Annotated in this window: 19 protein-coding genes; 5 read left to right on the forward strand and 14 right to left on the reverse strand. The window is 72.3% G+C overall.

What is annotated here, in order from left to right; genetic code table 11:
- Positions 1-92: 92 nt before the first annotated feature.
- The 4 genes from FHX40_RS25020 to FHX40_RS07820 are packed head-to-tail and all read right to left on the reverse strand — an operon-like array spanning position 93 to position 3,449.
- Positions 93-437, reverse strand: a complete 345-nt coding sequence (locus tag FHX40_RS25020) for a trypco2 family protein (protein ID WP_170198754.1) — start codon at positions 435-437, stop codon at positions 93-95.
- Positions 438-475: 38 nt separating this feature from the next.
- Complete coding sequence (locus FHX40_RS07810; RefSeq protein WP_142258990.1) at positions 476-712, reverse strand: hypothetical protein; 237 nt, start codon at positions 710-712, stop codon at positions 476-478.
- 14 nt (positions 713-726) lie between these two features.
- On the reverse strand, positions 727-2,664 hold the full coding sequence (locus tag FHX40_RS26040; protein WP_142258991.1) for an MFS transporter: 1,938 nt from the start codon (positions 2,662-2,664) through the stop codon (positions 727-729).
- Entirely contained in the window at positions 2,661-3,449 is a 789-nt protein-coding gene (locus tag FHX40_RS07820) for a hypothetical protein (RefSeq protein ID WP_142258992.1), read from the reverse strand. Before FHX40_RS07820 ends, FHX40_RS26040 begins: the two co-directional genes overlap by 4 nt.
- A gap of 637 nt (positions 3,450-4,086) precedes the next feature.
- On the opposite strand from FHX40_RS07820, the gene FHX40_RS07825 reads away from it, so the two are divergent.
- Together FHX40_RS07825 and FHX40_RS07830 are read left to right on the forward strand one after the other, a co-directional pair.
- The gene (locus FHX40_RS07825) at positions 4,087-5,979 is read left to right on the forward strand and encodes a winged helix-turn-helix domain-containing protein (RefSeq protein ID WP_142258993.1); all 1,893 of its coding nucleotides are present in this window, start codon (positions 4,087-4,089) and stop codon (positions 5,977-5,979) included.
- A gap of 483 nt (positions 5,980-6,462) precedes the next feature.
- Positions 6,463-7,590: a hypothetical protein gene (locus FHX40_RS07830; protein ID WP_142258994.1), complete on the forward strand. Its 1,128-nt coding sequence runs from the start codon at positions 6,463-6,465 to the stop codon at positions 7,588-7,590.
- 53 nt (positions 7,591-7,643) lie between these two features.
- Here the strand turns inward: FHX40_RS07830 and FHX40_RS07835 are convergent, their stop codons facing one another.
- The 3 genes from FHX40_RS07835 to FHX40_RS07845 all read right to left on the reverse strand — a co-directional run bounded on the left by FHX40_RS07835 (position 7,644) and on the right by FHX40_RS07845 (position 11,441).
- Entirely contained in the window at positions 7,644-9,071 is a 1,428-nt protein-coding gene (locus FHX40_RS07835; RefSeq protein WP_142258995.1) for an amidase, read from the reverse strand.
- Positions 9,072-9,091: 20 nt separating this feature from the next.
- The gene (locus tag FHX40_RS07840) at positions 9,092-10,864 is read right to left on the reverse strand and encodes an MFS transporter (RefSeq protein WP_170198755.1); all 1,773 of its coding nucleotides are present in this window, start codon (positions 10,862-10,864) and stop codon (positions 9,092-9,094) included.
- Between the two features lie 217 nt (positions 10,865-11,081).
- Positions 11,082-11,441, reverse strand: a complete 360-nt coding sequence (locus FHX40_RS07845) for a hypothetical protein (RefSeq protein ID WP_142258997.1) — start codon at positions 11,439-11,441, stop codon at positions 11,082-11,084.
- Between the two features lie 859 nt (positions 11,442-12,300).
- Here FHX40_RS07845 and FHX40_RS25450 point away from each other — a divergent pair.
- A complete protein-coding gene (locus FHX40_RS25450) occupies positions 12,301-13,206 on the forward strand; it encodes an isochorismatase family protein (protein WP_189136210.1) in 906 nt (301 codons plus the stop codon).
- A gap of 298 nt (positions 13,207-13,504) precedes the next feature.
- Positions 13,505-14,887, forward strand: coding sequence for a cytochrome P450 (locus FHX40_RS07855; protein ID WP_142258998.1), 1,383 nt, complete (start codon positions 13,505-13,507; stop codon positions 14,885-14,887).
- Positions 14,888-14,919: 32 nt separating this feature from the next.
- Here FHX40_RS07855 and FHX40_RS07860 read toward each other — a convergent pair whose 3' ends face one another.
- From FHX40_RS07860 to FHX40_RS07880, 5 genes are all read right to left on the reverse strand, one after another.
- Positions 14,920-16,212 (reverse strand): helix-turn-helix domain-containing protein, encoded by a 1,293-nt coding sequence (locus FHX40_RS07860; protein WP_142258999.1) that lies wholly within the window; start codon positions 16,210-16,212, stop codon positions 14,920-14,922.
- A gap of 102 nt (positions 16,213-16,314) precedes the next feature.
- Positions 16,315-17,607, reverse strand: coding sequence for a helix-turn-helix domain-containing protein (locus FHX40_RS07865; protein ID WP_142259000.1), 1,293 nt, complete (start codon positions 17,605-17,607; stop codon positions 16,315-16,317).
- Between the two features lie 629 nt (positions 17,608-18,236).
- On the reverse strand, positions 18,237-19,067 hold the full coding sequence (locus FHX40_RS07870; RefSeq protein WP_142259001.1) for an ATP-binding protein: 831 nt from the start codon (positions 19,065-19,067) through the stop codon (positions 18,237-18,239).
- A gap of 501 nt (positions 19,068-19,568) precedes the next feature.
- Positions 19,569-20,231, reverse strand: a complete 663-nt coding sequence (locus tag FHX40_RS07875) for a potassium channel family protein (protein ID WP_189136211.1) — start codon at positions 20,229-20,231, stop codon at positions 19,569-19,571.
- Entirely contained in the window at positions 20,224-21,579 is a 1,356-nt protein-coding gene (locus FHX40_RS07880) for a TrkH family potassium uptake protein (RefSeq protein ID WP_142259002.1), read from the reverse strand. The genes FHX40_RS07875 and FHX40_RS07880 overlap by 8 nt, the downstream gene beginning before the upstream one ends.
- 514 nt (positions 21,580-22,093) lie before the next feature.
- Here FHX40_RS07880 and FHX40_RS07885 point away from each other — a divergent pair.
- The gene (locus tag FHX40_RS07885) at positions 22,094-22,990 is read left to right on the forward strand and encodes a helix-turn-helix domain-containing protein (protein ID WP_229788706.1); all 897 of its coding nucleotides are present in this window, start codon (positions 22,094-22,096) and stop codon (positions 22,988-22,990) included.
- A gap of 47 nt (positions 22,991-23,037) precedes the next feature.
- Here FHX40_RS07885 and fahA read toward each other — a convergent pair whose 3' ends face one another.
- Both fahA and FHX40_RS07895 read right to left on the reverse strand, forming a co-directional pair.
- Entirely contained in the window at positions 23,038-24,225 is a 1,188-nt protein-coding gene (gene fahA, locus FHX40_RS07890) for a fumarylacetoacetase (RefSeq protein ID WP_306465701.1), read from the reverse strand.
- 134 nt (positions 24,226-24,359) lie between these two features.
- A complete protein-coding gene (locus FHX40_RS07895; protein ID WP_142259003.1) occupies positions 24,360-25,562 on the reverse strand; it encodes a homogentisate 1,2-dioxygenase in 1,203 nt (400 codons plus the stop codon).
- Positions 25,563-25,832 lie beyond the last annotated feature (270 nt).

The raw sequence follows: 25,832 nt of genomic DNA on the forward strand, positions 1-25,832 counted from the left end.
CCAGTCGAGGAACGCCCGCAGACATCGACGACTCGAGCCCAATCCATTTTGGCCGGCCCCGCTTGGTTATCCCTGTCCGTTATCCCTGTGCGCTAGCGGCCCTGCGATGGCAGGCTGGGACGCGGCGGAGGACCATCGACTTGGTCACTCACGCGTACAGTGCGTCCGGTTTTCACGTCCACCGGGTTCAGCACGACCGTCAGTCGATGGGGCGTCCCCCGGGAAAGCGTCCCGGAGCCGCCGGCCTCCACCACCCAGACCTTCACTCCCGCCTTGGCCTCGGTGTCCCGTCGAAGCTCCACGTCGAACTCCAGCTCCACCGGTCCGACGTCGAACCGCAGTCGCTCGCCTTCACCGGCCTCCATGGCCTTCGCCAGCTCCTCGCGGACACCCTTGATCGCTTCGGCCAGCCCGACCCACGACCCTTCAGCCGCCATTCAGGACTTCCTTTGGTTCGCCTTCTTCGACTTGGAGGTCACGTTACCAATGGCAAGTATCCGGTATCAGGAGCGTAAGGCAATGGCCGTGTCTCCTGTAAAAGAGAGGAGAGTGCGTTGCTGATTTGGATTATTAGAAGTGCAAAAAGGATAAAAGCGCCGTAATCGGGATCAGATGGGTTGAAGTTGGTGAAGTGGCGCTTCTCGAGATCGGCACGTCGCATGCTCGCTCTGGCCAGTGGGTCACGGTCCATGGCGATCCAAACGTCCTGCATCGAATCGATGATGCCTAGATGGCCGCGCCCGGCGTGCGGTCGTCCTCGGCCGGCGCGTTCGCCTTGCGTGGCCAGACAGCGGGTGGCTCGGCGGCGCCGGGGTGGGCTGGCGATGCGTCCGGCGGGGTGGCGGGCGGTACGGCGAGGCGGTCGATGGCCTGGAGGAAGCCCGCGGCGGCGGTACGCAGGTCGCCTTCGGCGCGTTTGCGGCTTCTCGCCCTCCGGTGACGCCCGGAGCCGGAGCGGCGAGTACGGGAACGGGAGACCGCCGGGATGGGGGCGGTCGGTGCGGAGGACGGCGGGGGAGGCGGGTGATGGGGGCCGCTGATGCGCAGGATGACGGTCGGGGCCTCGGCGACGGCGGGGGACTGCACAGGCAGCGGGCCGGTGTCCTGGTACGAGTCCGGGGGTGCCGGGTCGTAGTCGCCCGGGACGGGGGCGGCGAGCGGCATCGCCGGTACGGCGCGCGGAGGCACGGGAGGCGGCAGGAGGGCCGGGGCCTCCGCTGCACGGGGGAGCTCGCGCGGGGACTCGGCGACGGCGGCGGGGCGGAGCAGCAGCGAGGCGAGCGCGGCGAATCCGGCCGCGACCATGCAGCCGCCGAACACGACGAGGTGGCCGGAGACGCCCTCGCCGGCCAGGGGCGGGAGTACGGCCGCGCCGGTCGCGGCCACGCCGACGGCGCCGCCGATCAGTCCGGCGGCGGTGACGCCCGCGACCGCGGCGGCGGGGTCGGCCGCCGGGGCGAGCCGTACCGCGGCCACCGCGACGCCGGTGGACATCGCGCCGAGGCCCGCGCCGAGCAGCAGGCTCGCGGGCAACCACGCGGTCAGCAGGCGGGGTTCCGGCTGGAGCACCGCGGTGGCCGCCCAGCCGCACGCGGCGGCGGCGCCGAGGGCGCCCGGATAGATCACCGCACGCGGGCCGTACCGGACGCCGGGGCGGCCCGCCGCCAGCGCGGCGACGAGCGCGCCGCCCGACAGCGACGCCATGGCGAGGGCGGCGGACGCCAAGCCCTGGCCCCAGACGCGGGTGAACAGCAGCGGGGCGGCGACCAGCGGGGCCGCGGCGGCCGGGCCGAGCAGCACGGCGACCGCGACGGCGGCGCGGAACGCGGGCGTGCGCCGTCCCGGGCCGCGGGCGAGCCGGGCCGCGACGACGAGCAGCATGAGCAGCCCGGCACCGAACAGGGCGAGGGAGGCGGCGGACCAGCCGCGCCGCTGCACGTCGGCGATCACCCCGGTGGCCGCCACGCCGCACGCCAGGGCCGCGAGGCCCGCGACCGGGTCGAGCCTGCGCCGCCGCCGCGCGGTCCGCCCGTCCGGGACCGCCCGCCGTGCCGCCGCATCGCCCCGCCACACGGCGAGCGCGAGGCACGCCAGCACCAGGCCGAGGGCCGCGCTCGGCAGGAACGGTCCAGGCAGCCCGTGCAGCCCGGCGAGGCGGGCACCGGCCGCGTGCGCGGCGGCGGCGCCGAGCCAGGCGGCCACCGGCCAGGCCACGGCGACCCCGGCCGGGGTGCGTACGGCGGAGGCGAGCAGGCCGAGCGCCGAGGCGGCGGCGATACCCGCGCCCACGCCCTGCACGGCCCGGGCGGCCAGCAGGGTCGGCAGGGAGGGCGCGAACGCGGCGGCGGTGGCCGCGGCGGCGAACAGGGCGAGGCCGGTCGCGAGCGTGCCCCGGCCGCCGCGCACCCCGGCCGACCCGGCGAGGGTGGCGAGCACGGCCGCGAACGGCACGGCGTACGCGGTGACGAGCCAGACCGGGTTCGCCCCGGCGAGGCCGGGCGCGGCGAAGGCCGGGGGAGGGGCGGGCAGCAGCAGCGTGCCCGCGACCGCGTCCGCGGTGGCGACGCCGATCGCCCCGGCGCACACCGCGGCCCGCGCCCACGCCCCGCGCCCCCGGGCCGCCGGTGCGGCCTCCGGCGGGGGCCCGGCGGGGGAGACCGTCACGGCCGGGCGCGCCGGGACCGCCCGGCGCCGCGGCCGGTGGAACCGCGCGGGGCCTCGCGCCACCCGCTGAACCCGGGGTCATGGTCGGCGGCCGGGCCGCCCGCGGCGAGGCCGGCCGGGCGCGGCGGGGCCGGGCGATCGTCGAGCTCGGGGGCCAGGTGCGGGCGGAGCGCCTCCTGGATGGCCACGTGGCGGGCGGTCTCGCTCGACATGTGGGCGGTGCGGCGGCACTTCCAGAACACCTCGACCGCGGTGCGGGCGGCGGCGAGGTGCTGGTCGCACAGGTGGCGGACCTCGGCCTCCAGGCGGCGGATGTGGTCGAGCTGGGCGGCGATCGCGGGGTCGTGGGTGGAACGGTCGAGGTCGCCGACGTCCTCCAGGCGGGCGGGCCAGCGCAGCTCCCGGGCCACCTCGTTGCGCGCGGCCTCGAGCACGTCCTCGAGGGTGGTGGGATGCCCGGCCTCCAGGTGGCGTTCGGCGCAGGCGATCGCCACGTGCACGGTGTGCTGGCGCTCGTGCCGCAGCATGCCGCAGGCGAGCAGCAGGGTGCGCAGCCGGTAGGCGAGGTTCTCCCGGCTCCAGCCCATCACGGTGAGCGTGTGCTCGCGGCCCTCGATGACCTTCCAGCCGAGCAGGGTCAGCTCGCGCCGCGCCTGCTGCTGGGCGAGCCGCTGGTCCATGTGCAGCCGTGGGTGGCCGCCGACCATGTCGAGGCGGACCGCGCCCCCGTCGCCGGCCAGCCGCTCACAGATGCGCTGGATCACTTGGACTCTGCTGTCGGTCATCGCGCTCGTCCCTCCCTGTCCAGGGATCGGCCCGGCGATCCCTTGACGGAGTGATTGACTCGCCGCTGATCGGCCAGTCAATTCCGATCGCAGCGTAGGCATGGCACGGCGTCGTCGTCACGATCGAATGTATGCCCATTTTCCCGGGAAACGCATCTGTGGCTCCGCGGATAGCGAGAGAATGCCGGTCCGTGCCCGGATGTCGTATTTCGATGGCCAACCACTCTAGAGAACTTCGCTAATCCCGATCGTTTGCAGGTGCCGAATCCCGGCGGCCCGGGCGAGGGGTTCGCCGGGCGCTCGGTGGTACGGCAGGGCCGGTACGGCCGGCGTCCTTACAGGTCTGGTCAAAGGTGTCAGTGGTGGTGCATAATCGCACTTCACAGGCTGGGTGCACACCTGTCGGGAGGGTAGCCGACCCGATTCGCTCGGTGATCGAGGGCTGAAATTTACAGATCACCTAACAGATAGTTGAAAGTTTTGTTGCGGCCCACATTTGATTTGTGCTACCTAATCGACGGTGGGACAAGACCTGGCGCTCGAGGCAGCACCGAAAAGGCCCGGCGGGCGCGACGGCACACGTCGCGGGCCCGATGACCGGGGCGCGGAGATTCCGCGCGCCACGACGGTGGCGCAATTGGACCTTGAACCCGGCGTGCCGGAGATCGCGGCCGCTTTCGGAATGGGCCGCGCCTCGGCGTGCCTGCGGCGGGCGATCGCCGGCGGCGCGCCCACGGACGAGGACGGTACGGCCGGCGATGCCGTACCCTCCGGCGTCCCCGTGCAGGGCGCCGCGGCCGAGGCGATGTCCGCGGACTGCGGACCGGCGCTGACACCCGAGCACGCCGCGGCGCTGCGCGCGATCCTGCTCGGCGAGCGCACCGAGGCCGCCGGGACCGCGGCCGCCCGGCGGCCGTGGACGACCGAGGACGTGCGTGACCTGCTCGCCCGCGAGTTCGGCGTGCGCACCACCGCCGACGGCGCGCAGGCCGCGCTGGGCACGCTCGGCCTGTGGCCGGACCGGCCGCCGCGCCGCCCGCACCATGCCACCGACGCCGCCTGGGCCGCCACCGAGCTGCCGCGCATCCGCGAGCGCGCGGCGGCCGAGGGCGCTCGGCTGTACCTGGTGGAGGACACCCTCGTCGGCGACGGCACGCTGTGGCTGTTCACCGCGTCCCCGATGTACGGCCCGCGGCGGTTCGCCCTCTACGACCCGGCCCGCGAGGGCGGCGACGACCACCACCGGTTCCTGGCCGACTTCCTCGAACGGCTCGCCCGGCGGCCCGGCCCGCCCGCGCACGTCGTCCTCGAGCCGCTGCCCGCCGAGGACGCGCGGGCCGTGACCGCCCTCGCCGACGCCTCCCAGGGGCGGCTGCGCGTGCACTTCCTGCCCGACGCCCTCCTGCGGCTGGAGCGCCTCACCGCGCTGTGGCGCGCGTCCCACGAGGCGACCGACCGGCGGGCCCGGGAACGCGACGAGGCCGCCCGCGTCCACCGGGACGCGAAGGCCGCCGAGGAACGGCTGCGGCTGGAACGCGACCGGGCGATCCGCGGCTGCCGCGACGCGGGCATCCCGGTCGCCGAGCTGGTCGAGCACACCGGACTCGCCCCCAAGACCATCTACGACGCGCTCGACCGGACAACCGCGCCCGGCCCGGACGAGGAGGCCGGGGCCGCCCCCGTCACGCTGCGGCGGCAGCGGCTCGCCCGCCTCGACGCGGCGTTCGCCGCCTGGCGCCGCGCCGCCGACGCGGTACGCGAGCACGCCCGCGAGCGCGAGGAGGTCGTCGCCGCCTACCGCACCGCGCGGGCCGTCGAGGAGCGGCTGCGGCGCCGCCGGGACGACGCGATCGCCGCCTGGCGCGCCACCGGCGTCGCGGCGACCGCGATCGCCGCCCGCACCGGCCTGTCGATCGGGCTCATCTCCCAGATCGCGGGCAGGCGCCCGGCGGCCGAGGCCGCGGCCCGGCACGGCGTGGCGAACCGCCTGCTCGCCGAGCTGGAGCGGGCCGGCGCGCGCTGGCGCGAGGCGACGGCGGCGACCGAGGAGCGGGCCCGCGCCCGCCGGGAGGCGGTCGACGCCTGCCGCGCCGCCCGGGCGGCCGAGCAGCGGCTGCGCGCCCGGCGCGACCGGGTGATGCTCGCCTGCCAGGCGGCGGGCATCCCTGCCCCGGACATCGCGCTCTGCGCCGGTCTCGACGTGTCCACGGTCTACCAGACGCTGCGCGTGCACCGGATCGAGCCGCGCGACCTGCCCCGCGTCGACCGGGTACGGCTGATGAGCCGCCTGCGCGAGGTGTCCCGCCGCTGGCGGCGCGCCGCCGACGCGGTCCGCGAGTCGGTACGGCTGCGCGACGAGGCGATCCGGGCCTGGCGGGCGAGCCGCGCCGACGAGGAGGCGGCACGCCGGGAGCGGGACCGGGCGATCGCCGAATGCCGCGCCGCCGGCATCGGGGTGAACGTGCTCGCCGCGTGCACCCGCCTCGACCTGAGCACCGTCTACGGGGTCTGCCAGGCCGCCGGGGCCTGACCGCCACCCCGCTTCCGGATTGTCCTGACCGTATTTGACATCATTGGTTAATCAGGACCTGACTAAAGAAGTTGGGTTTTGACTTAACGGAACCGTGCCGGACACAATCAGAGAGCGATCGACAACACCCACCTCTATAGAGAACTCAACCCCGCCATCACCTTTCTGAGCTGGGCACTTGCATATTTTCCGGTGATCGTGCAGCATGCGTTCCGTGGGGATGCCAAGCGTCGCTCAAATACAGCCCGGCCGACGGACGAAAAACTTCCCGGACCCGTGTGCGAGTTCCGGATGGAGAAGGTTCTCGTGCGATTAACGGGGGTACCGGTGAGCCATCGCCGTTCCGCCGTGGCGGATGAGTAAGGAGTAACGGCGATGAGCGACTGGAGGTCGTCAGAGGGGTGGAGGTTGATCCCGGACTCCCGGACTCCTGACCCTCCGGACGGTGAACCCGGTCCGTGGCGGGACCGGTCCGGCGCCGTGATGCACGGCGTCTACGAGCGCGTGTTCCGCGCGGTCGAGTCCGGCCGCCCCGCGTACGTGGAGGGCGTGGCGGCCTGGCACGGCAGGCGGCTGTGGAGTTGGAGCGGTCCGGAGATGCCGCGCTTCCGCGACCCGCGGGTGAGTCCCTGGAACCCGATCCTCGCCCAGGGCCTGCGCGCCGAGGACGCCGAGCACACCCCCTACCGCACCCCGTCGTGGTGCGACGAGTGGATCGCCGACGCGCTGCTGCGCAACCTCAAGCCGTACGGCCGGTTCGCCCTGCCGTACAAGGCGGCGATGGACTGGTGCGCCGAGGCCGGCCGGGCCGGGCTCGTGTACCGTGCCACCCCCGAGACCGCGAGCGGCGACGCCTCCGACGGCGCCGACCGCCGGTTATACATCGTCGCCGCGATCACCCAGACCTACGGGGAGGCGTTCGACCTCGACGCGCTCATCGCCGACTACCAGGACGCGCTGCCCGAGGAGCTGGCGGAGCCGCAGATCGACGCGCTGCAGCGGCACCGCGACCAGTCCATCGCCCTGCGCTACGTTCTCGCCGACGACGCCGACGAACGCTTCTGGGCGGCCCCGCGAGCGGTGCGGGGTCTGACCCTCGGCTACCCTCCCACCGCAACCGCCGCGCGCATCCTCGCCGAGGCCGAGCCGGCCGCCGGGTCCCCGCACCCCCGGCGCCCGTACGGTCCGGTCGCCACCGGTCCGCTCGGCGGTCCCGGCCACCCCCTCGGCAACGGCAGAACGAACGGACCGCAGATGATCAGAGTCCCCGAGTGCCGGCACCCCGGGCGCCCGCACGCCCGTGTCGCCGACATGACGCCCACCACCTTCGCCACCATCAGCCGCTGGATCGACCGCAGCTGGCCGGTCGACATGCCCCGGGGGACCCACCCCGGCAGCCCCGCCGAGCTGGAGCGTTTCGGCTACCTCATCGCGATCGCCTACCGCGCGTACGTGAGCAGCGATCCGGTGCTGCGCGTGCCGATCTCCGACGACCCCGACGCCGAGGGCGAGCTGCACCGGTACGTGTGCTGCCTGCTGCGCGGCATGTCGAAGGACCCCCGCGAGATCCATCTCGACGCGCTGTACGCCCGCAGGATGGCCTGGAGCTGACCCCGCGCGGCCCTCGCCCGGCCGCCCCACGGCCCGCCGGGCGAGGGCCGGAGTCAGGCCGCGGACAGGCCGCTCGCCTGCGCCACCCCGCGGCTCGCCTCGAGCTGGGCGCACAGCGACAGCAGCGTGCCCTCCTCGCCCCACCGGCCGGTGAGCATCATCCCGATCGGCAGGCCCTCGGCCGACCAGTACAGCGGCAGCGTCACGCTCGGGCGGCCGGTCAGGTTCGCCTCGGCGGCGAACGGCGAGAACGCCTTCATCCGCGCGAACGTCTCGGCCGGGCCCACCCCGTCGGTGAACCAGCCGATCGGCGGGGGCTGCTGCGCCAGCGTCGGGGTGAGCACCACGTCCACCGCGGCCTCCTGGCACAGCATCGCGTCCCGCATCGCCCGGTCCAGCTCGGCGTGCGCCCGGACCACCTCCAGCCCGGCGGCGAGCCGGCCCATGCCGCGCAGCCACGAGGTGAGCGGCCGCAGCTCGCGGGCGTGCGCGGCCCGCACCGTGTGCAGCCGGGCCATGGTGAACCACAGCACGTCGAGGATGCGGTCGCCCTCCGGGCCGAGCACCGGGGCGGTCTCCACCAGCTCGTGGCCGAGCGACTCCAGCAGCCGGCAGGTGCGCTCGAACGCCGCCCGCACCTCAGGGTCGGGCGTGACGCCCGGCACCGGCGACACCGCGGTGACCCCGATCCGCAGCCGCCCCGGGTCGCGGGCGACGCAGTCGAGGAACGAGGTCCCGTCGCGCGGCGCGGTCCACTCCGGGCCCTCGCCGCCGCCGGACAGCACGTCGAGCAGCGCGGCGGCGTCGGCGACCGTGCGGGCCACCACGCCCGGCACGGTCAGCCCGAACGGGTCGGGCGTGAAGATCCCCGCCGGCACCCGGCCGCGGGACGGCTTGACCCCCACCACCCCGCACGCCGAGGCGGCCACCCGCACCGCGCCGAGCCCGTCCACGCCGTGCGCCACCGGGGCGAGGCCCGCCGAGGCCGCCACCGCGGCCCCGCCCGCCGCGCCGCCCGCGGACCGGCCGGGCGCCCACGGGTTCCGCGCGGGCGGCGCCACGTCGCTCTCGGTGAAGCAGGCCAGCCCGAACTCGGAGGTGGTGGTCTTGCCGAGCAGCACCGTGCCCGCCTCGCGGAGCCGTACCACCACCGGGTCGTCGACCGGGGCGACCAGCTCGCGGTAGGCGGCCGAGCCGAGCGTGAGCCGTACGCCCTTGACCGGGGTGAGGTCCTGGACCGGGACCGGCACGCCGAGCAGCGGCGGCAGCTCGTCGGGGGACGCGGCCTGCAGCACCAGCCGCTCGGCCCGCCGCGCCTGCCGCAGCGCGAGCTCCGCGGTGACCGTGACGTACGCGCCCGTGGTGGCGTTGAGCGCGGCCACGCGCCCCAGGTAGTGCTCGGCGATCTCCACGGGGGACAGCACGCGGGAGCGTACGGCGGCGGCCAGCTCGAGCGCGGACAGCTCGTGGATCTGCGGCATCTCGGCCTCCGGGGGAACGGTCAGCGCGCGCCCGCCTCGGCGGGGGACGGGTCGGACGACAGCGGGTCCGGCAGCTCGGCCGGCTCGAACGTGTGCGGGTCGGCGACCTCCTGGCGCAGGAAGCGGCCGGTGGACGGCTCGATCAGCCACACCCCGCCCTCCGCGTCGCGGACGGTGAGCCGGGCAAGGTGGCGCAGCGTGTGGCTCGGCGGCAGGTAGCCGTCGTCGAGGCTGCGGCGCAGCGCGAGCGCCGCCAGGTAGAGCGTCTGGAGCTGGGGGTGGATGAGCCGCTTGCCGGTGCGCGGGCTGGTACGGGCGCGGGACCGGGCGGGCTGGTGCGGCAGCCACCAGGCGACCGTGAGTGCGGCGGCGAGCGCCACCGCGGCGGCCACCCAGGCGGCGACGCTGAGCGCGTGCGCGTACGCCGCGGTGCTCCGGGTGAGCAGGTCGGCCGCCTCGCTCTCCGGCATGTGCGCGGCGAGCCGTACGGTGACCGCGACGTTGCCGAGCGCCGCCTCCCGGCCCTCGGCGGGCACGAGCGAGGCGGCCGGGGTCATGCCGCCCGCGTACACGATCCGGGCGAGGCAGCCGAGCACCGCCACGCCGAGCGCGCCGCCCGCCTGCCGGGCGGCGTCGCCGATCGCCGCGGCCACGTTCGCGTGCGCCAGCGGTACGGCCCGCAGGGTGGCCTCGGTGGTGGTGCGCATCGCCATCGCCATGCCGCAGCCGCCGACCGCGAGGGCCACCGCGAGCTGGCCGTACCCGGAGGCGGCGGTGGTCGAGCCGAGCATCGCCATCGCCGCGGCGATGAGCATGAGGCCGAGCACGGCCGGGGTCTTCTCGCCGTCCCGCCCGGCGAGCCACGCGGCGAGCAGCAGGCCCGCGAGCAGCCCGGCGGCGAGCGGGAGCAGGTGCAGGCCCGCCTCGAGCGGCTCCATGGCGAGCGTGGTCTGCAGGTGCTGCACCACCACGAACAGCGCGCCGAACAGGCAGAACCAGGTGAGCGCGATCGCGGTCATCGCGGCGGCGAACCGCGGGCCGTGCAGCAGCCGGATGTCGACCAGCGGCCGGGGGCCGCGCGCCCGCAGCGCGAGCCCGATCAGCGAGACCGCGGCGGCGCCCGCGATCCCGAGCACCACCGGATCGGTCCAGCCGCGCGCCGGGCCCTCGATGATCACCCAGACCAGGCCGGTGAGGGCGGCGATGCCGAGCATGACGCCGAGCGGGTCGAGCGCGCCGATGTCCGGGTTGCGGGAGGCGGGCACGAGGATCGGCACGATCACCAGGGCGAGCAGGCAGATCGGCACGTTGACCAGCAGGATCGAGCCCCACCAGAAGTTCTCCAGCACCCAGCCGCCCACCGCCGGGCCGGCCGCCACGCCCACGCCGATGCCCGCCGACCACACGCCGACCACGCGGGCCCGCTCCCGCCGGTCCGGGAACAGGTCGACGAGCAGGGACAGCGCCGACGGCATGATCATCGCGGCGCCGACGCCCATCGCGGTGCGGGCGGCGATCAGCGGGCCGACCGAGTCGACCTGGGACCCGGCGAGGGACGCGAGCGCGAACAGGGTGAGGCCGAGCACGAGCACCGGACGGCGGCCGAGGCGCTCGCCGAGCCGGCCGGCGGGCAGCAGCAGCGCGGCGAGGGCGATCGTGTAGGCGTCGATCGCCCACTGCGCCTCGCTCGGGTCGGCGCCGAGCCGCCAGGTGAGCGAGGGGACCGCGATGTGCAGCACGGTCTGGTCGAGGCCGACGATCACCTGGGCGAGGCACAGCACGGGGAGCGCCATCCAGCGGCTGCGGCGCGGCGCTGCGGATCGGGGCGGGACAGGGGCCGGGTCGGTCATCGTGGCGGCTCGCTCCGGGACTCGGGGTTCGGGGACGGGGCGACGGGGCCGGTCGGCTACGGCGTGCCGCGGCGGCGGGCCGGGTCCGGTGCCGGTACGGCCGCCGCGGGCTGCGGGGGACGGCGGCCGTACCGGCCTTTACTGCGATCTTTACAAGTGGTCATGTACGGCACGTCCTGCGGGTCTCGCTGATCGACCTGACGTTCGCGCCGCGGTAGCTCTCGTATTTCCAGGGGAGCCGGAAGGTGTGCTGGCGGCCCGGGGGCAGGCAGGTGCCCACCCGGGTCTGCGGGCGGTCGTAGGTGACCTTCACGTACCTGCCGGTGGAGCACCGGTTGCGGACCACGGTGAGTCCGGCCGCGCCGCCGGCGGGCGGGACGTGCCGTACCAGGTGCACGCAGGCGGGCGTGGGTTTGCCCGCCTTGGGGGCGGCGGCCGGGGCGGCGGCGATCAGCGCGCCCGTGGCCGCCAGGGTCAGTCCCAGCGCGGTGCCGGCCCTCGCCAGGTTCCGACTGGTCATCGTCGCTCTGTCCTTGCCGTTGAACGGGTCGTGCCCGGGTGCCGGGGCCCGGGGCTGGTCGTCGGGACTCGGGCTTCCGGGATGGTTTCCGGGATGGTCGAGACGCGGATGGCGCACGCAGGGGGTTCGGGGGAGGAGGGGCGGATCCGCCGGCGGCGGGACCATCCCGGTGATCCGCTCCGCCCGGACGGGCCGGGGCGGAGTGCCGGCCGGCGGATCCGCGGCTCCGCGGGAAGGGGCCCTTCGCCGGCCCCCTCCTCGGGTGAGTTCTGCGCGGCTTTCGCCGATTTCGGAGCATAGGCAGGGTCGATTAACCGGGGAATACCCGTTATCAACTCGTTACCCTGACAAAAAGTTATGGCACGGGTTTTCGCTGGAAGCGGGCTTTGGACCGGGCCGGGGCCGGGAGAATCACCGGGGGTGGAACCTGGTTTTCGGCTCGGCCGTATCCGGATGCCTCGCCAGGGCTGGGCCTGTGAGCTGCGGCTGGTCACAGCAGCATCAGTTTCCTCACTACTTGTCAGAAGACTTGTAAAGACGCATGAAGGTATTACGAATTGGTCACGACAGGGTCGGCCTATATCATCTCGGGCTTGATTTATTTACTCTCGACTGTGGGTTGACAAACCCAGTCAAGAAACTTGATGACCTTGTGAGGTGTGCTGCCGGGCCGGGCGGCCGCACCGCCGTACGGCGCCCTGCGCGGCCCTCGGCCGGGCTCCCGTGCCCGCCGCCCCCGTCGAGGAAATCTCGGCGCGGTCCCCGACGGGGGCGGCGTACCCCGGCACCGGGCCCACCGCGGACGACCGGCCGTGCGACCCGGGGGCGGCGATCCCCCTGGCCAGAGAGGACGGAGACCATGGCGATCCTGCCCATCGACCCCTACGTCATCCCGGACGACCTGCCCGAGAACCGGGTGGCGTGGCGGCCCGATCCCCGCCGGGCCGTACTGCTCGTGCTCGACATGCAGAACTACTTCCTGCGGGTGTTCGCGCGCTGGGGCGCGCCGTGGCGGGAGCTGATGGCGAACTGCCTCGCGCTGCGCGAGCACTGCGCGGACAACGGCATCCCGGTGGTGTACTGCGTGCAGCACGCCCGGCAGACCCCGGAGCAGCGCGGCCTCACCCGCGACTTCTGGGGGCCCGGCATCGGCGCCGACCCGGCCGACGCGCAGATCGTCGACGAGCTCGCGCCGCGCCGGGGCGACATCCGGATCAACACCTGGCGGTACAGCGCGTTCCAGCGCACCGGGCTCGCCGGCCTGCTCGAGGACCTCGGGCGCGACCAGGTGATCATCTGCGGGGTGTACGCCCACCTCGGGGTGCTGCTGACCGCGTGCGAGGCGTTCATGCGGGACCTGGAGACGTTCGTGGTGAGCGACGCGGTCGCCGACTTCTCCGTGGAGCACCACCGCATGGCGCTGCACTACGCCGCCCAGCGCTGCGCCGTCGTGCTGCCGACCCGTGACGTCATCCACACCCTCGCCTCGCAGACCGCCGCCGCCGAGGCCTCCGACCTCGGCCTCGCCCGCGCCCGCCAGGCGTCGCTCGCCCGCCGCGAGGCCGCCGCCCGGCAGGAGGCCGCGGTACGGCGTGAGCGCCAGCTGCGCCGCGAGGCGCTCGCCCGGCAGAGCCGCCTCGTCAACCACGACATCGTCGTCCACCGCGGGGACTTCTCCGCCGAGGGGCGCAACGGCCGGGCGCTGCAGAGCGCGGGGCCCGCGTTCCACGGCCGCCCGCCGTACCTCGACGACCAGAGCGCGTGACGCCCGCCGGGCGTCGCGTCCGGCGAACACGGTGCGCGGGCGGGTCGCGGGCGTCTCGCCGCCCGAGGCCGATCGGTGTCCGAACCGGCCGCGCTCGCACGCCGGGTCAGGGCGTACGGGGGCTGCGACGCGCCTGACCACGCCACCGGGCATCGGCCCGGCGGTGCCCCCGACGGCGAAGGCGGGTGCGTACGGGGGAATCGGGTTTCGTGAAGGTCTTGCCACGCCCCGTGGCGCGCGCACGGGGCACCGTCCTCACCCGCCGGTACGGTCACCGACACCGCCACAAGGAGAGGCCATGACCACCGCCGCCATGCCGGCCGCCGATGTGGACCTGTTCGCCGACCCCGTGCTGGCCGACCCCTACCCCGCCTACCGCGTGCTCCGCGACGCGGGCCCCGCCGTGTACCTGCCCGGGTACCGCGTCTGGGTCCTCGCCCGTGATCGGGAGGTACGGCACGCCCTCGACCACCCCGAGGTCTTCGCCGCCACCCGTCCCGCGGGCCTGTTCGACGGCCTCACCGCGGGTGAGGCGGTTCGAGCGCCGGCCTGGCCTGCGTGCGGTCACGCGCGAGCCCGGTCCGTCGACGGCCGTCCGGGCGAGCCGGCTCAGCGTGCCGCGGGAGGCCTCCTCGGCGGTGCCGTACCGGCCCACCGCGTGCCGAGTGATCCGGCCGAGCCGTCGGCCTGTGCGCCCGGCGCAAGGTCCTGGGACGAGTCACTGCGTACGATCGCCGCCCACCGGAGCCTGCGTACCTTCGCCGGCCTGCAGGCGTTCATCACCGACCAGGCGGAGCGTATCGTCGACGACCTCGTCGCCTACGGCTCCTTCGACGCCGTCACCGAACTGGCGCACCGGTTTCCGCTCAAGACGATCGGCACCCTGATCGGCCTCCCCGCCGAGAGCCGCCCCGACCTGCTGCTCTGCGCCGAGGCGTCACTCCAGGCCCACGGCCCGCTGGACGACCACACCGTCCGCGCCCTGCTGGACCTGGAGCACGTCTTCGCCCTCCTCGTCGCCGAACTTGCCGCCGCCCGCGCCCCGGAACCCGCGGTCCTCCCCACACCCACCGCGTCCGTCACCGCCCCGGTGCGCCGCGGCGGCGGCACCACCCCTCCCGACACCTTTGCCGCCCCGCCTTCCGGCGACGTCCTGGGACAGGCCGCGATCGCGCACCTGCTCAGCTCGTTCGCGATGCCCTGCGTCCACACCGTCGCCGCCGGCCTCACCGGCATGCTGTGGCTCCTCGCCACCCACCCCGGGGCCTGGCACGCCCTGCGCGCCGACCCGTCCCTGGTCCCCGCAGCCGTCGAGGAGTCCCTCCGCCTGGAAACCCCGGTTCAGACCTGCGCCCGCACCACCACCCGCGACGTCCGCATCGGCGACGCCCTCATCCGGGAAGGCGAACGCGTCCTGCTCCTCCTCGGCGCCGCCAACCGCGACCCCCGCAAGTGGCCCGCCCCCGACCGTTTCGACCCCCACCGCAACCCCACCGGCCACTTCGTCAACGGCACCCAGCCCACCTTGGCCAGAGCTTTGGCGAAGGTGCACCTGTGCGCCGTCCTCGACGCCCTCGCCCGCAGGGCCTCGCACCTCTACCTCGACGGCCGCCCCCGCCGCCGCCTCACCGTCGGCACCCGCACCTTCGCCTCCCTGCCGCTCTACGTCTCCGCCGGTTGACGGGATGGGGCACCGGTGCGGCCAAGGATGTGCTAGACGCCGCCGCACTCCATCGCCCGCTGGAAAGCGTTCCTGCTCTCCTCCTGATCTCCGAGCGCCTGCCAGACGTCTGCGGCCATCAGCCACACCTCGGCCGTCATGCGATTCGGCGGCTCCTCAGCCAGGGTGTTGGCAGCGGTGTTGAGCGCGGTCGCGGCCTCATCGTTCCGGCCCAACATCTGGTACGCCTTGGCCAGGAACACCTGGCAATCAGCGAATGTCACGCCGTCCGTCTCTCCGACCAGGCGGATCGCTTTCAGCCCGTACTCGACGGCCAACTCCGGTTGGCCGAGCTCGATCTCCGCCCGACAAAGGAGGTAGTAGCAGTACGCAAGATCGAAGGTACTGGCCGCCGAATTACGGAGTTCGTGTTCCGTCTGTAACAACTCGTCACGACATTCGGCAGCCTCTTCGGGACGGAGGCGGAGCCGTATGTGTAAATATTCGGAGTGAAGTCGAGCGCGGTTGCGGGCATCACCGCTTACCGACTGGATTGTCCAGGCGCGTTCGATGCGCTTCAGCGCTTCCTCGCGCTTTCCCATCATGTCGGCAACGACCGCGGCGTTCCAATTGACGGCGACGATGGCACGGGGCGTCCCGAGCTCCTCTGCCGCGGCGAGCAGTTGGGCTGCGTATTGTTCGGCCCTTAACAGGTCACCCCGCTCGTAGAAGACGGACATCAAAGTCGCGCCCAACTCGATGAGATGATCGGTCCAGCCCTTCCCGATCATCGCGGCGATCTCGTCCTCCGCGGTCTGAGCGGCGAGCTCGAAGTCGCCGCGGTCGCGGTAGCAGCGAGTCAGCGCCAATGCGGTTCCGATACGGAGCTCATCGCTCAGCGAATTACGATGATTCGCGCGGAGATCGGAAAGAATGCGAACCGCCTCTTTGAGGTTGCCGCAGGCCTCAAGGGTCAGCGCCAATCCATATTTTGCAGGAAACAGGAGCTCCGGCAGACGGGAGATGTTGGGCTCGGAGGTTAGTCGCTGATAAAGAAACAGGGCCTCGTCCTTGTTTCCGGATTCCAGTTCCGTGCGCGCTGACTGTAGATCGTCTTTTAGTCTCCTGATCTCTCCGGCTTCGATGCCATGAACAAGATAGTCAACCGAACTATTGAGCTTCCGCGCGATGGTCTCCAGGACCGTTGGAGAAGGTGTTCGGTTTCCGCTCTCGATCAGTGAGATGTAACTTTCGGAGAATTCGGGGCGTGCGAGCTGTGCCTGTGTAAGTCCCAGCCGCAGGCGGAGCTCCTTGATCCGCCTGTTCACCTCGCTCTGGCCGGACACTTAACCCTCGAAAAACCGCTTTTGCCTGACAGTAGACGACATCTGTGACTACAGACCGTCGGATCAGGGCGGGTTCTGGTTCGCCATGGGCGAGACCCGCGACTAGAGCCCGCCGCACTCCATGGCCCGTTGATAGGCAAGAATACTTCTTTCCGGCTCGGCCAGCTCCTCCAGCAGGGCGGCTGCGGCCATCCAGTTCTCTGCCGTTATCCGCGACGACGGCAGGCGGTTGAGCAGTTTCTCGGCCTCATTGATCTCTGTCAGGGCCTCGGTCCTCCTCTGAAGAAGCAGATAGGCATGTCCGCGCATGAGATGGACGTCAGCGCGGAGGTCGGGAGTGGTGTCGTCGAGAAGACTGAGTGCTCGCGTCGCGTAATCAACGGCCTCCTCGGCGCGGCCGAGTGTTATCTCAGCATGGGCCAAGTGGAGGAGGCAGTCCGCCAGGTCCACCGTGCTGGCGGCAGACTCCCCGAGTTCGCGTTCGGCGCGTAGGAGGATCTCGCGACAGACGGCTGCCTCATGAGGACGGGTGCGGAGGCGGATGAACGCATAGTCGACGCGCAGGCGAGCGAGATTCCGTGGTTCGCCCGTCTCGGACTGAACCGCCAGTGCCCTTTCGGCGAGCGGTACCGCTTCTTCACCTCTTCCAGACAGATCGGCGGCGGTTGCGGCGTTCCAGCTGGCCGCGACGATTGCGCGTGGGCTGCCGAGCTTCTCGGCGGCTTCCATCAATTGACTGGAAAAGTGATGGGCTCGCAACAGGTCCCCGCGCTCGAGGTATGCGCTGAGCAATGTTGCGCCGAGTTCGACGAGATCATCGGTCCATCCCTGCTCGCTCATAGCGCTCATCGTCTCTTCGGCGACGTCCACCGCCATGGTGAGATCGCCGCGCTGGCGATAGCAGCGACACAAGGCGATGGCGATTGCAATGCGGCGCTCTCGGGTCAGGCTGTCGCCGGCCGTGTCCTGGATGCGCCTGAGAATGGCTATGGCCTCATCGAGATCGCCACAAGCCTCCGTGGCGAGAGCCATACCATACTCGGCCTCTTGCCGATGAGTGGGAAGTTGAGAGATGTTCGGGTTGTCGAGCAGCTCGGCGTATCGCCGTCTGGCTTCCATGACCTCGCCGTTGTCCAGAGCCAGGCGAGCATAGCGGAGATTGAGCTCCAGATCCTCCAGCTCTTCCGCTGTTACACCGTGGAGGAGATAGCTCACTGAGCAACCGAGTTTGCTGGCCAGGAGTTCCAGTACGGCGGGAGTGGGCTTCCTGCTGCCGCTCTCGATCAGCGAGATGTAACTGTCCGACAGTTCTGGATGCGCGAGCTGAGCCTGAGAGAGGCCCCGCTGCAGGCGCATTTCCTTGATCCTTTTGCTAATCGGGTCCTGACTACTCACGTGCACCCCTAAAATGCTTGGCTAAGAAACGACTGTTACAGGAGTAAACCGATGCGCCGAATCTTGACGCTGGCTCTCATAGCCGTCCTGCTCCCACTCGCGGTGGTGGCGGTCGTGAATCTTACGAGCGACAACGGGGAGCCGGAGGCTGCTTTGACGCGCTATCGCTACTGCTGCTAGGCCTCGTTCAAGCCGTCGACCGATCGCACAATGCAACAACCGGCCCGGCTCGTCGACCACGCCGCCGTAGACAATGCACAGGGGTCCTGCGGGTTTGAGAGATAGGGTCGAGCCATATCCCCTGGTCATCGGACAGGCCAACCCAGAGGACGTGTGACGATCTTCGTCGTCACACGTCCTCTTTGTAGCCGTCAGTCGCACGTGGGCCGCCACGATCGCTTCTATCGGCTCGCTCCTCTACCACGGGTATGGCCGAGTGTGGACAGTAGCGCGGCAATCAGCCACCTTATACCGGCGCTCCAAAGGTGTTAAGGGTGTCGGCAGACAGAAATCGTTGAAGGTATCCGGCGTCGAGTCCGCACCGCAAGCAATGTGGCCAAGTGATGTTATAAAGCCATTCACGTTCTGCGGTGCAATGCCTCTCCGGGCACAGGCGTTCAGAATGCGGTTCAGTAGTTGCCCGGAAGGTGTGGCGAGGACGCCGGGATGGCGACGCTGAGAGATTCCTCGTGGAGGCGGACGAGCTGCTCGGCTGCTTCGGTGAGGTCGGCGAAGGCGTAGTGGGTGGGCGTGCCGTTCGTCGTCCAGGTGAAGGTGTTGTCGTGGCAGCGGACGGTGAGGGTGGAGGCGATGGAGAGGGTGGAGTGGTCCCAGGCGGGGCGGAGGGTGGTGGGGATGCCGCGGGCGGCGAGTCTGGAGCGGAGGGCGCGGGCCGCCTGGAGTGGGGTGTAGGTGGGCGGTGGGTGGGGCGTGGGGTGGGGGAGCGGCATGGCGAACCAGACGGCTTTGCCGGGGACGGACCAGCGGCCGCCGAAGCGGGAGCGGGTGAGGTGGCAGCCCCAGGCGGCGGTGAGGGATTCGACGATGGTGAGGCCGCGGCCGTGTTCCGGGAGGTCGTGGAGCGGGTTCGTCCGGGCGGGAACGCGTACGGGGGGTTCGCGTACCGGGTCGAAGATCTTGCAGACGAACTGGCTGTGTTCGTTCTGGCCGCGTCGGTAGAGCCATAGTTCGGGGGAGGCGGGCCGGGGAGCGGGTACGGCGGAGGGGCGAGGGCGGTTGAGGACGTGCCGATAGACGTTCGCGGCGAGTTCGTTGACGGCCACGGTCGCGTCGTAGATCTGCTCGTCGGGCAGGCCCATGCGTTCCAGGGCCTGCCGTAGGAGTCTTCGCGCGACGCCGGCACAGGTGTGGTCCTGGGGGAGCGCCCATAACGCGCACTCCCGGGCTAAGTCGACTCCCGCGTCCGCCATCGGCTTCGCCTCCGCCAGGTTGCTTCTCATCACTCCGCCGCCTCGTGATGTCCTCGTACACCTGTGCAGACAGGTGTGGCTGGTGGCAACCCCTATCTCCACGTGAACCGGCACGGCATGGACGTGCGGCCGCACCGTTTCCGGTTCAGCGCGTCACCTGGACGAAGACCTCGCCCACTCCCTCACCTGCGGGCGTTCCTTCCCCACCATCACCCCGCGGCGCACCGGCCCCGGAGCGAACACCCGCCGTCGTGATTCTCAGCCTTCGCTTTATGCAACTGTGGAACGCAGATTATTGAATCGAGGGTGGGCTGACAACAGGTTGCGCAAAGGATCCAGAATGTCCCGTTTCACGAGGTAGAGCGGCCAAGCCCTGCTTCTGCCGGCCGCACGGGATTCGGTCCACCCGTCGGCGTCGATTGCGCCGCGCGAAAAACGCCGCCGCCCGGCGCCGACCGCGGCTGCGGCGCAACGGTACGGCACGCTCGACCGCGCCCAACGCACTTTCGGGGGCAGGCCGCCAGGCGACGGTCAGGGGAGGTCGGCGAAGCGTTCGACGTCCTCGGGCTTGCCCGCGACGATGATCACATCGTCGTAGGTGAGCTCGGTGTCCGCGGTGGCGTAGGTGAACTCCTCCTCCGGGCTCTTGACCGCCACGACCGTCACGCCGTACTTGCGGCGCAGGTTCGTCTCGCCGAGCGGCCTGCCGACGAAGTCCTTGGGCGGGCGGGTCTTGACCAGCGCGAAGTTCTCGTCGACCTCCATGTAGTCGAGCAGCCGCCCGCTCACCAGGTGGGCGACGCGCTCGCCCATGTCGTGCTCGGGGGTGACGACGTGGTGGACGCCGATACGGCTCAGGATGCGGCCGTGCTGGCGGCTCACCGCCTTCGCCCAGATGTCCTCGATCCCCAGCTCGACGAGGATCGACGCGGTGAGGATGCTCGACTCCAGGTCGTTGCCGATGCCGACCACCGCCCGGTAGAAGTCGGGCACGCCGAGCTGGCGCAGCGCCTCGGCGTCGGTGGCGTCGGCGGTGGCGATGTGGGTGATCTGGCCGGCCAGGGCCTGGACCACCTTGGGCCGCCGGTCGATGGCGAGCACCTCGGTGCCCCGCCGGGTCAGCTCCAGGGCGAGGGAGGAGCCGAAGCGGCCGAGCCCGATCACCACCACCGGGTCCCTTCTCTTCTCAGCCAACGATCACTCGCTCCTCGGGTAGTTCGTACAGCCGGGCGCGCTCGCGCAGCGCGAGCGCGGAGCCGAGGGTGAGCGGCCCGGTGCGGCCCACGAACATCAGCAGCGCGAGCAGCACCTGCCCGGCCGCGGGGATGTCCGCGGTGATGCCGGTGGACAGCCCCACGGTGGCGGCGGCCGAGACGACCTCGAACAGCACCTGATCCAGACTATGCGGGGTCAGCACGAGCAGAAGGTACGTCGAGACCGCGATCAGCGTCGCGAGCGTCATCACGAGCGCGACCGCCTGGCGCTGCGCCGGCTCCGGCAGCCGCCGGTTGCCGATGTTCACCCGGGGCTCGCCGCGCATCTCGGCCCAGATGATGAACACGAGCATGCCCAGCGTGGTGACCTTGATCCCGCCGGCCGTGCTCGCGCTGCCGCCGCCGATGAACATCAGCGCGTCGATCGCCAGCCAGCTCGACGGGTTCATCTCCGCCACGTCGATCGCGGCGAACCCGGCCGAGCGCGGCATCACCGCCATGAAGAAACCCGCGAGGATCTTCCCCGGATCGTCGAGCGCCCCCAGCGTCCGCGGGTTCGCCCACTCGGTCACCGTGAGCACGAACATGCCCAGCGCCAGCAGCACCGCCGACACCCACAGCGTGAGCCGGGTGACCAGCGACCAGCGCCGCGGGTGCCGCCAGGATCGCAGCAGCTCGAACACGACCGGGAAGCCGAGCCCGCCGACGATCGAGGCGAACGCGATCGGCAGGCACACCCACGCGTCGGTGACGAACCGCGCCAGATTGTCCGGCCACAGCACGAACCCGGCGTTGTTGAACGCGGACACGCCGTGGAAGGCGCCGTGGTAGACGGCCCGGAGGAACGGCTCGCCGTACCCGGTCATGAACCGCACGGTGAGCACGGCCCCCACCGCCGCCTCGACGACGAGGCTGAACAGGGCGACGTTGCGCACCACGCGGCGCACGTCGCCGGCGCTGAGCGCCTTGGTCTCGGCGGCGGCGAACAACCGCGCGCGCAGCCCGATCCGGCCGGACACGAGCACGGTGAACAGCGTGGCGAGCGTCATGATGCCGAGGCCGCCGATCTGCATCAGCATCATGATCACCAGCTCGCCGAACAGCGACCAGTGCCGCTCGGTGTCGACGACGGTGAGCCCGGTCAGGCTCACCGCCGAGGTCGCGGTGAACAGGGCGGTGAGCCAGTAGGCCGGCTCACCCGACGTGGTCGCGATCGGCAGCGCGAGCAGCACGGTGCCGAGCAGCGCGGCCGCGCCGAAGCCGGTGGCGATGACCTGGGTGGGGTTCTGGAACCGGTCCAGCAGGCCGGCCCACCGGGCCTGCCGCATCACTCAGCCGCCCGGGACGCGGCGACCTGCCATGGTCGTCCGGGCGTCACGGGTACGGCGGGCGCACCGACGGCGATGTCGAGCATGAGACCAGAGAATAGCCCGCCGCCCCTGGCAGGTCGCGGCCTGCCGGGCCGGGGCCGTACGCGCCCGCCGGGCCGCCGTGCGCCGGGCCCGCGGTCACGGAAGCGGGGCCACGCGGCCGGTCGCGGACCGCGCCGGATCGGCCGCCGGGTGACGCGTGCCTGCTCCGGCCGCCCGGCCCGAGACGGGTGTTCGTCGTCCGCGCTGCGGGGAAGAGCACACTCTGTGCACAATGCGGTGGCATGCGCGTTCGGTTGTTCAACGTCAGGATTTGACAGTTTGTCGCGGTGTCCTTCGACATTTTCTGATCGAATCCACCTTCTGCTGAGGCGGCCCCTGTGCGACACTGTGCCGGCGGCGAACCGGCCGCTGCTCCGCTGGAGCCCGCATGCCCTCCGCCGACTCCGAAGACGACCTACGGGATGGTTCCGTGGACGAACGATCAGCGGGTCCCATGATGGCGCGCCGGATACTCGGCGCGCGGCTGCGTGCACTGAGGGAACAGGCCGGCCTCGACCGGGCGGCGGCGGGCCGGGCGATCCGGGCCTCCGAGGCGAAGATCCGCAGGCTGGAGAAGGGCGCGTCGGCGTTCAAGCGCCGTGACGTCGAGGACCTGCTCACCCTGTACGACGTGACCGACCCGGCCGACCGGGCCGTGCTGCTCGACCTGGTCGACCAGGCGAACGCGCCGGGCTGGTGGCGCGAGTACGCCGACCTGGTGCCGCCGTGGCTGGAGACGTACCTCGGGCTGGAGCAGAGCGCGAGCGTCATCCGCACCTGGGAGGTGCAGTTCGTGCCCGGCCTGCTGCAGACCCCCGACTACGCCCGGGCCGTGATCACCCATGGCGACTCGATCTTGCGCAGCGACGAGATCGACCGCTGGGTCGCGCTGCGCATGCGCCGCCAGCGCATCCTCTTCCCGCCCAACGAGGTCCGGCTGTGGGCGATCGTCGACGAGGGGGCGCTGCTGCGCCGGATCGGCGGCCCGGCGGTGATGCGCGGGCAGCTCACCCACCTGCTCGACATGGCCGAGCTGCCGAACGTCACGATCCAGGTGCTGCGGCTCGACGGCCCGCAGAACCCGCGCGCCCTCCGCCCGGTGACGATGCTGCGCGCCGCGGCCGACATCCTGCCCGACGTCGCCTACTGCGAGAACCTCTGCGGCGCCCGGTTCTTCGACAATCCCGCCGACACCGTCCGCTTCCTCGACCTGCTCAACTGGCTGAGCGTGCACGCGGCCTCGCCCCGGGAGACCCCCGGGATCCTGCGCGCCATCATCGCGCGCCTCGACGCCGAGCAGCCCGCCGCGTCCCAGCGCCGCGGCTGACACGGCGGCCGTACCTCCCGGCCGCGGTCGCGGCGGCCGGGCCGCCCTCAGCGCTCCGGCCGGGAAACCGCGGGCAGCACCGTGCCGGTGAGCTCGCCGAAGCCGATCCGGCCGCCGGAGGCCGACGGGGCGCTCGCGCGGATGGTGACCACGTCCCCGTCCTCCAGGAAGGCGCGGGACGACCCGTCGCGGAGCCGCAGCGGCCGGGTGCCGCCCCAGGTGAGCTCGATCAGCGAGCCGGCCTCGCCGGGGTTCGGGCCGCTCACCGTGCCCGAGGCGTACAGGTCGCCGGTGCGCAGCGTGGCGCCGTTCGCGGTGAGGTGCGCGAGCAGCTGCGCGGGCGACCAGTACATCTGCGCGAACGGCGGGCGGGACACGACCTCCCCGTTCAGCTCGAGCTCGAAGGTGATGTCGAGCGACCAGTGCGGCTCCTCACGCAGGTAGCCGATCGGCTCGGGCGACTGCGGCGGGCCGGGCACGCGGGCGGCGCCGAGCGCGGCCATCGGCACCACCCACGGCGAGATCGAGGTGGCGAACGACTTGCCGAGGAACGGGCCGAGCGGCACGTACTCCCACGCCTGCAGGTCGCGGGCGGACCAGTCGTTGAGCAGCACCACGCCGAACACGTGCCGGTCGAACCGGCGGGTCGGCACGCTCTCCCCGGGCGCGGTGGGCACCCCCACCACGAAGCCGAGCTCCACCTCGACGTCGAGCCGCCGGGACGGCCCGTCGACCGGCCCGGGCGCGCCGTGCTCCATGCGCTGCCCGCACGGGCGGATCACCGGGGTGCCGGACACCACCACCGTGCCCGCCCGGCCGTGGTACCCGAGCGGCAGGTGCCGCCAGTTCGGCGGCAGCGGGTCCTGGCCGGGGCGCAGCATGCGGCCCAGGTTCGCCGCGTGGTGCTCGCTGGCGTAGAAGTCGACGTAGTCGGCGACCTCGAACGGCAGGTGCAGGGTGACCCGGTCGAGCGGGACCAGGTACGGCTCGACCAGGGGGCGGCGGCGCTCGTCGGTGAGCAGCTCGACGAGGCGCGCCCGCACCTGCGCCCACCGCTCCGGCCCGCGGGACAGGTGGGCGTTGAGCGAGGGGGTGCGGAAGTCCGGGTCGTCGAGGACCGCGCCGAGGTCGAGCACCCAGCGGCCGATCGCCACGCCCACGCGCCGCCCCGTACCGGGGGTGGAGAACACCCCGTAGGGGAGGTTGTCGATCGGGAAGTCCGAGTCCTCGCTCACCGGGATCCAGCTCTCCGCCGCGCCCGCCCGCGGCCCCGCCCCGGGGCGTGCCGCCGGGGCCGGGCGCGGCCCGCCGGCGTCCGGCGTGCCCGCCCGCGCCGGACGCGGTCCCGGTGGGGTCGTCCGTGGCCCGCTCACCGGGTCCGGCGCCCCGACCAGGTCCAGGCGTAGCCGGGATCCTCGCAGGCGAGCGCGCCCTCGCCGAGCTCGAGCGGGCGGAAGGTGTCGACCATGACGGCGAGCTCGTCGAAGAACTCCCGGCCGATGCCGCCCTCGTACGCGCCGGGCTGCGGGCCGTGCGCGATGCCGCCCGGGTGCAGCGAGATCGAGCCCTGCCCGATGCCGGAGCCCCTGCGCGCCTCGTAGTCGCCGCCGCAGTAGAACATCACCTCGTCGGAGTCGACGTTCGAGTGGTAGTAGGGCACCGGGATCGCGAGCGGGTGGTAGTCCACCTTGCGCGGGACGAAGTTGCAGATGACGAAGTTGTCGCCCTCGAACACCTGGTGGACCGGCGGCGGCTGGTGCACCCGGCCGGTGATCGGCTCGAAGTCGGCGATGTTGAAGGTGCACGGGTAGAGGCAGCCGTCCCAGCCGACCACGTCGAACGGGTGCCGGGCGTACCGGTAGCGGGTGCCCGCCACCCCGCCGGGGCCGTCGCCGCGGTGCTTCACCAGCACCTCCACGTCCTCGCCCTCGGCGAGCAGCGGCTCGGCCGGGGCGTGCAGGTCGCGCTCGCAGTACGGCGCGTGCTCGAGGAACTGGCCGTACCGGGACAGGTAGCGCCGGGGCGGGCGGATGTGGCCGTTCGCCTCGATGATGTAGGTGCGCAGCGGGAGCTCGCCGGTCGGGATCCAGCGGTGCGTGGTGGCCCGCGGGATGATCACGTAGTCGCCCTGCCGGGCGTTCAGCGCCCCGAACACGGTCTCCACCACGGCCGTGCCGGCCTCCACGTAGACGCACTCGTCGCCGATCGCGTTGCGGTACAGCGGCGAGGTGGCGCCCGAGACCGCGTACGCGATGCGCACGTCGGCGTTGCCGAGCAGCACCCGGCGGCCGGTCACCGGGTCGGCGTCCGCCCACTGCTTGCCGGGGAACAGCTCGTGCGTCCGCAGGTGGCGGGGGAGCAGGGGACGGTTCGGGGTGAGCGTGGCGTCCGGCGGCTCCCACGGGGCGGCGTCGACGATCGCCGAGGGGATGTGGCGGTGGTAGAGCAGCGAGGAGTCCGACGAGAACCCCTCCTCGCCCATGAGCTCCTCGTAGTACAGCCCGCCCTCGGGCGTCCGGAACTGGGTGTGGCGCTTGGGCGGAACCTCCCCGACCCGCCGGTAGTACGGCATCTCGCCTCCTTGCGCCGCCGGGGCGTCGGCCGTTGCCTCCCGGCGGGCGGGTCACGCCCTGCCGCGGGCCTCGCCGCCCCGTTGCGGCCTTAGTCCGTCCCGCACTCTTTCTCGGTCCTTCCCGCCGTCGTCTCCTCCGGAACCCGGGTCGTCGGGGTCCGGGAACGCGGCAGGCGGCCGTATCGTACGGCGATTTGCCTGATTTGCGAATACTTGCGTTGCGCGGCCCGCGTGCCGGCCGCCCGGAAACGCCGCCCGGCCGGTGCGCGG

Origin of the sequence: Thermopolyspora flexuosa, from assembly GCF_006716785.1 — a bacterium.
Lineage (GTDB): Bacteria > Actinomycetota > Actinomycetes > Streptosporangiales > Streptosporangiaceae > Thermopolyspora > Thermopolyspora flexuosa.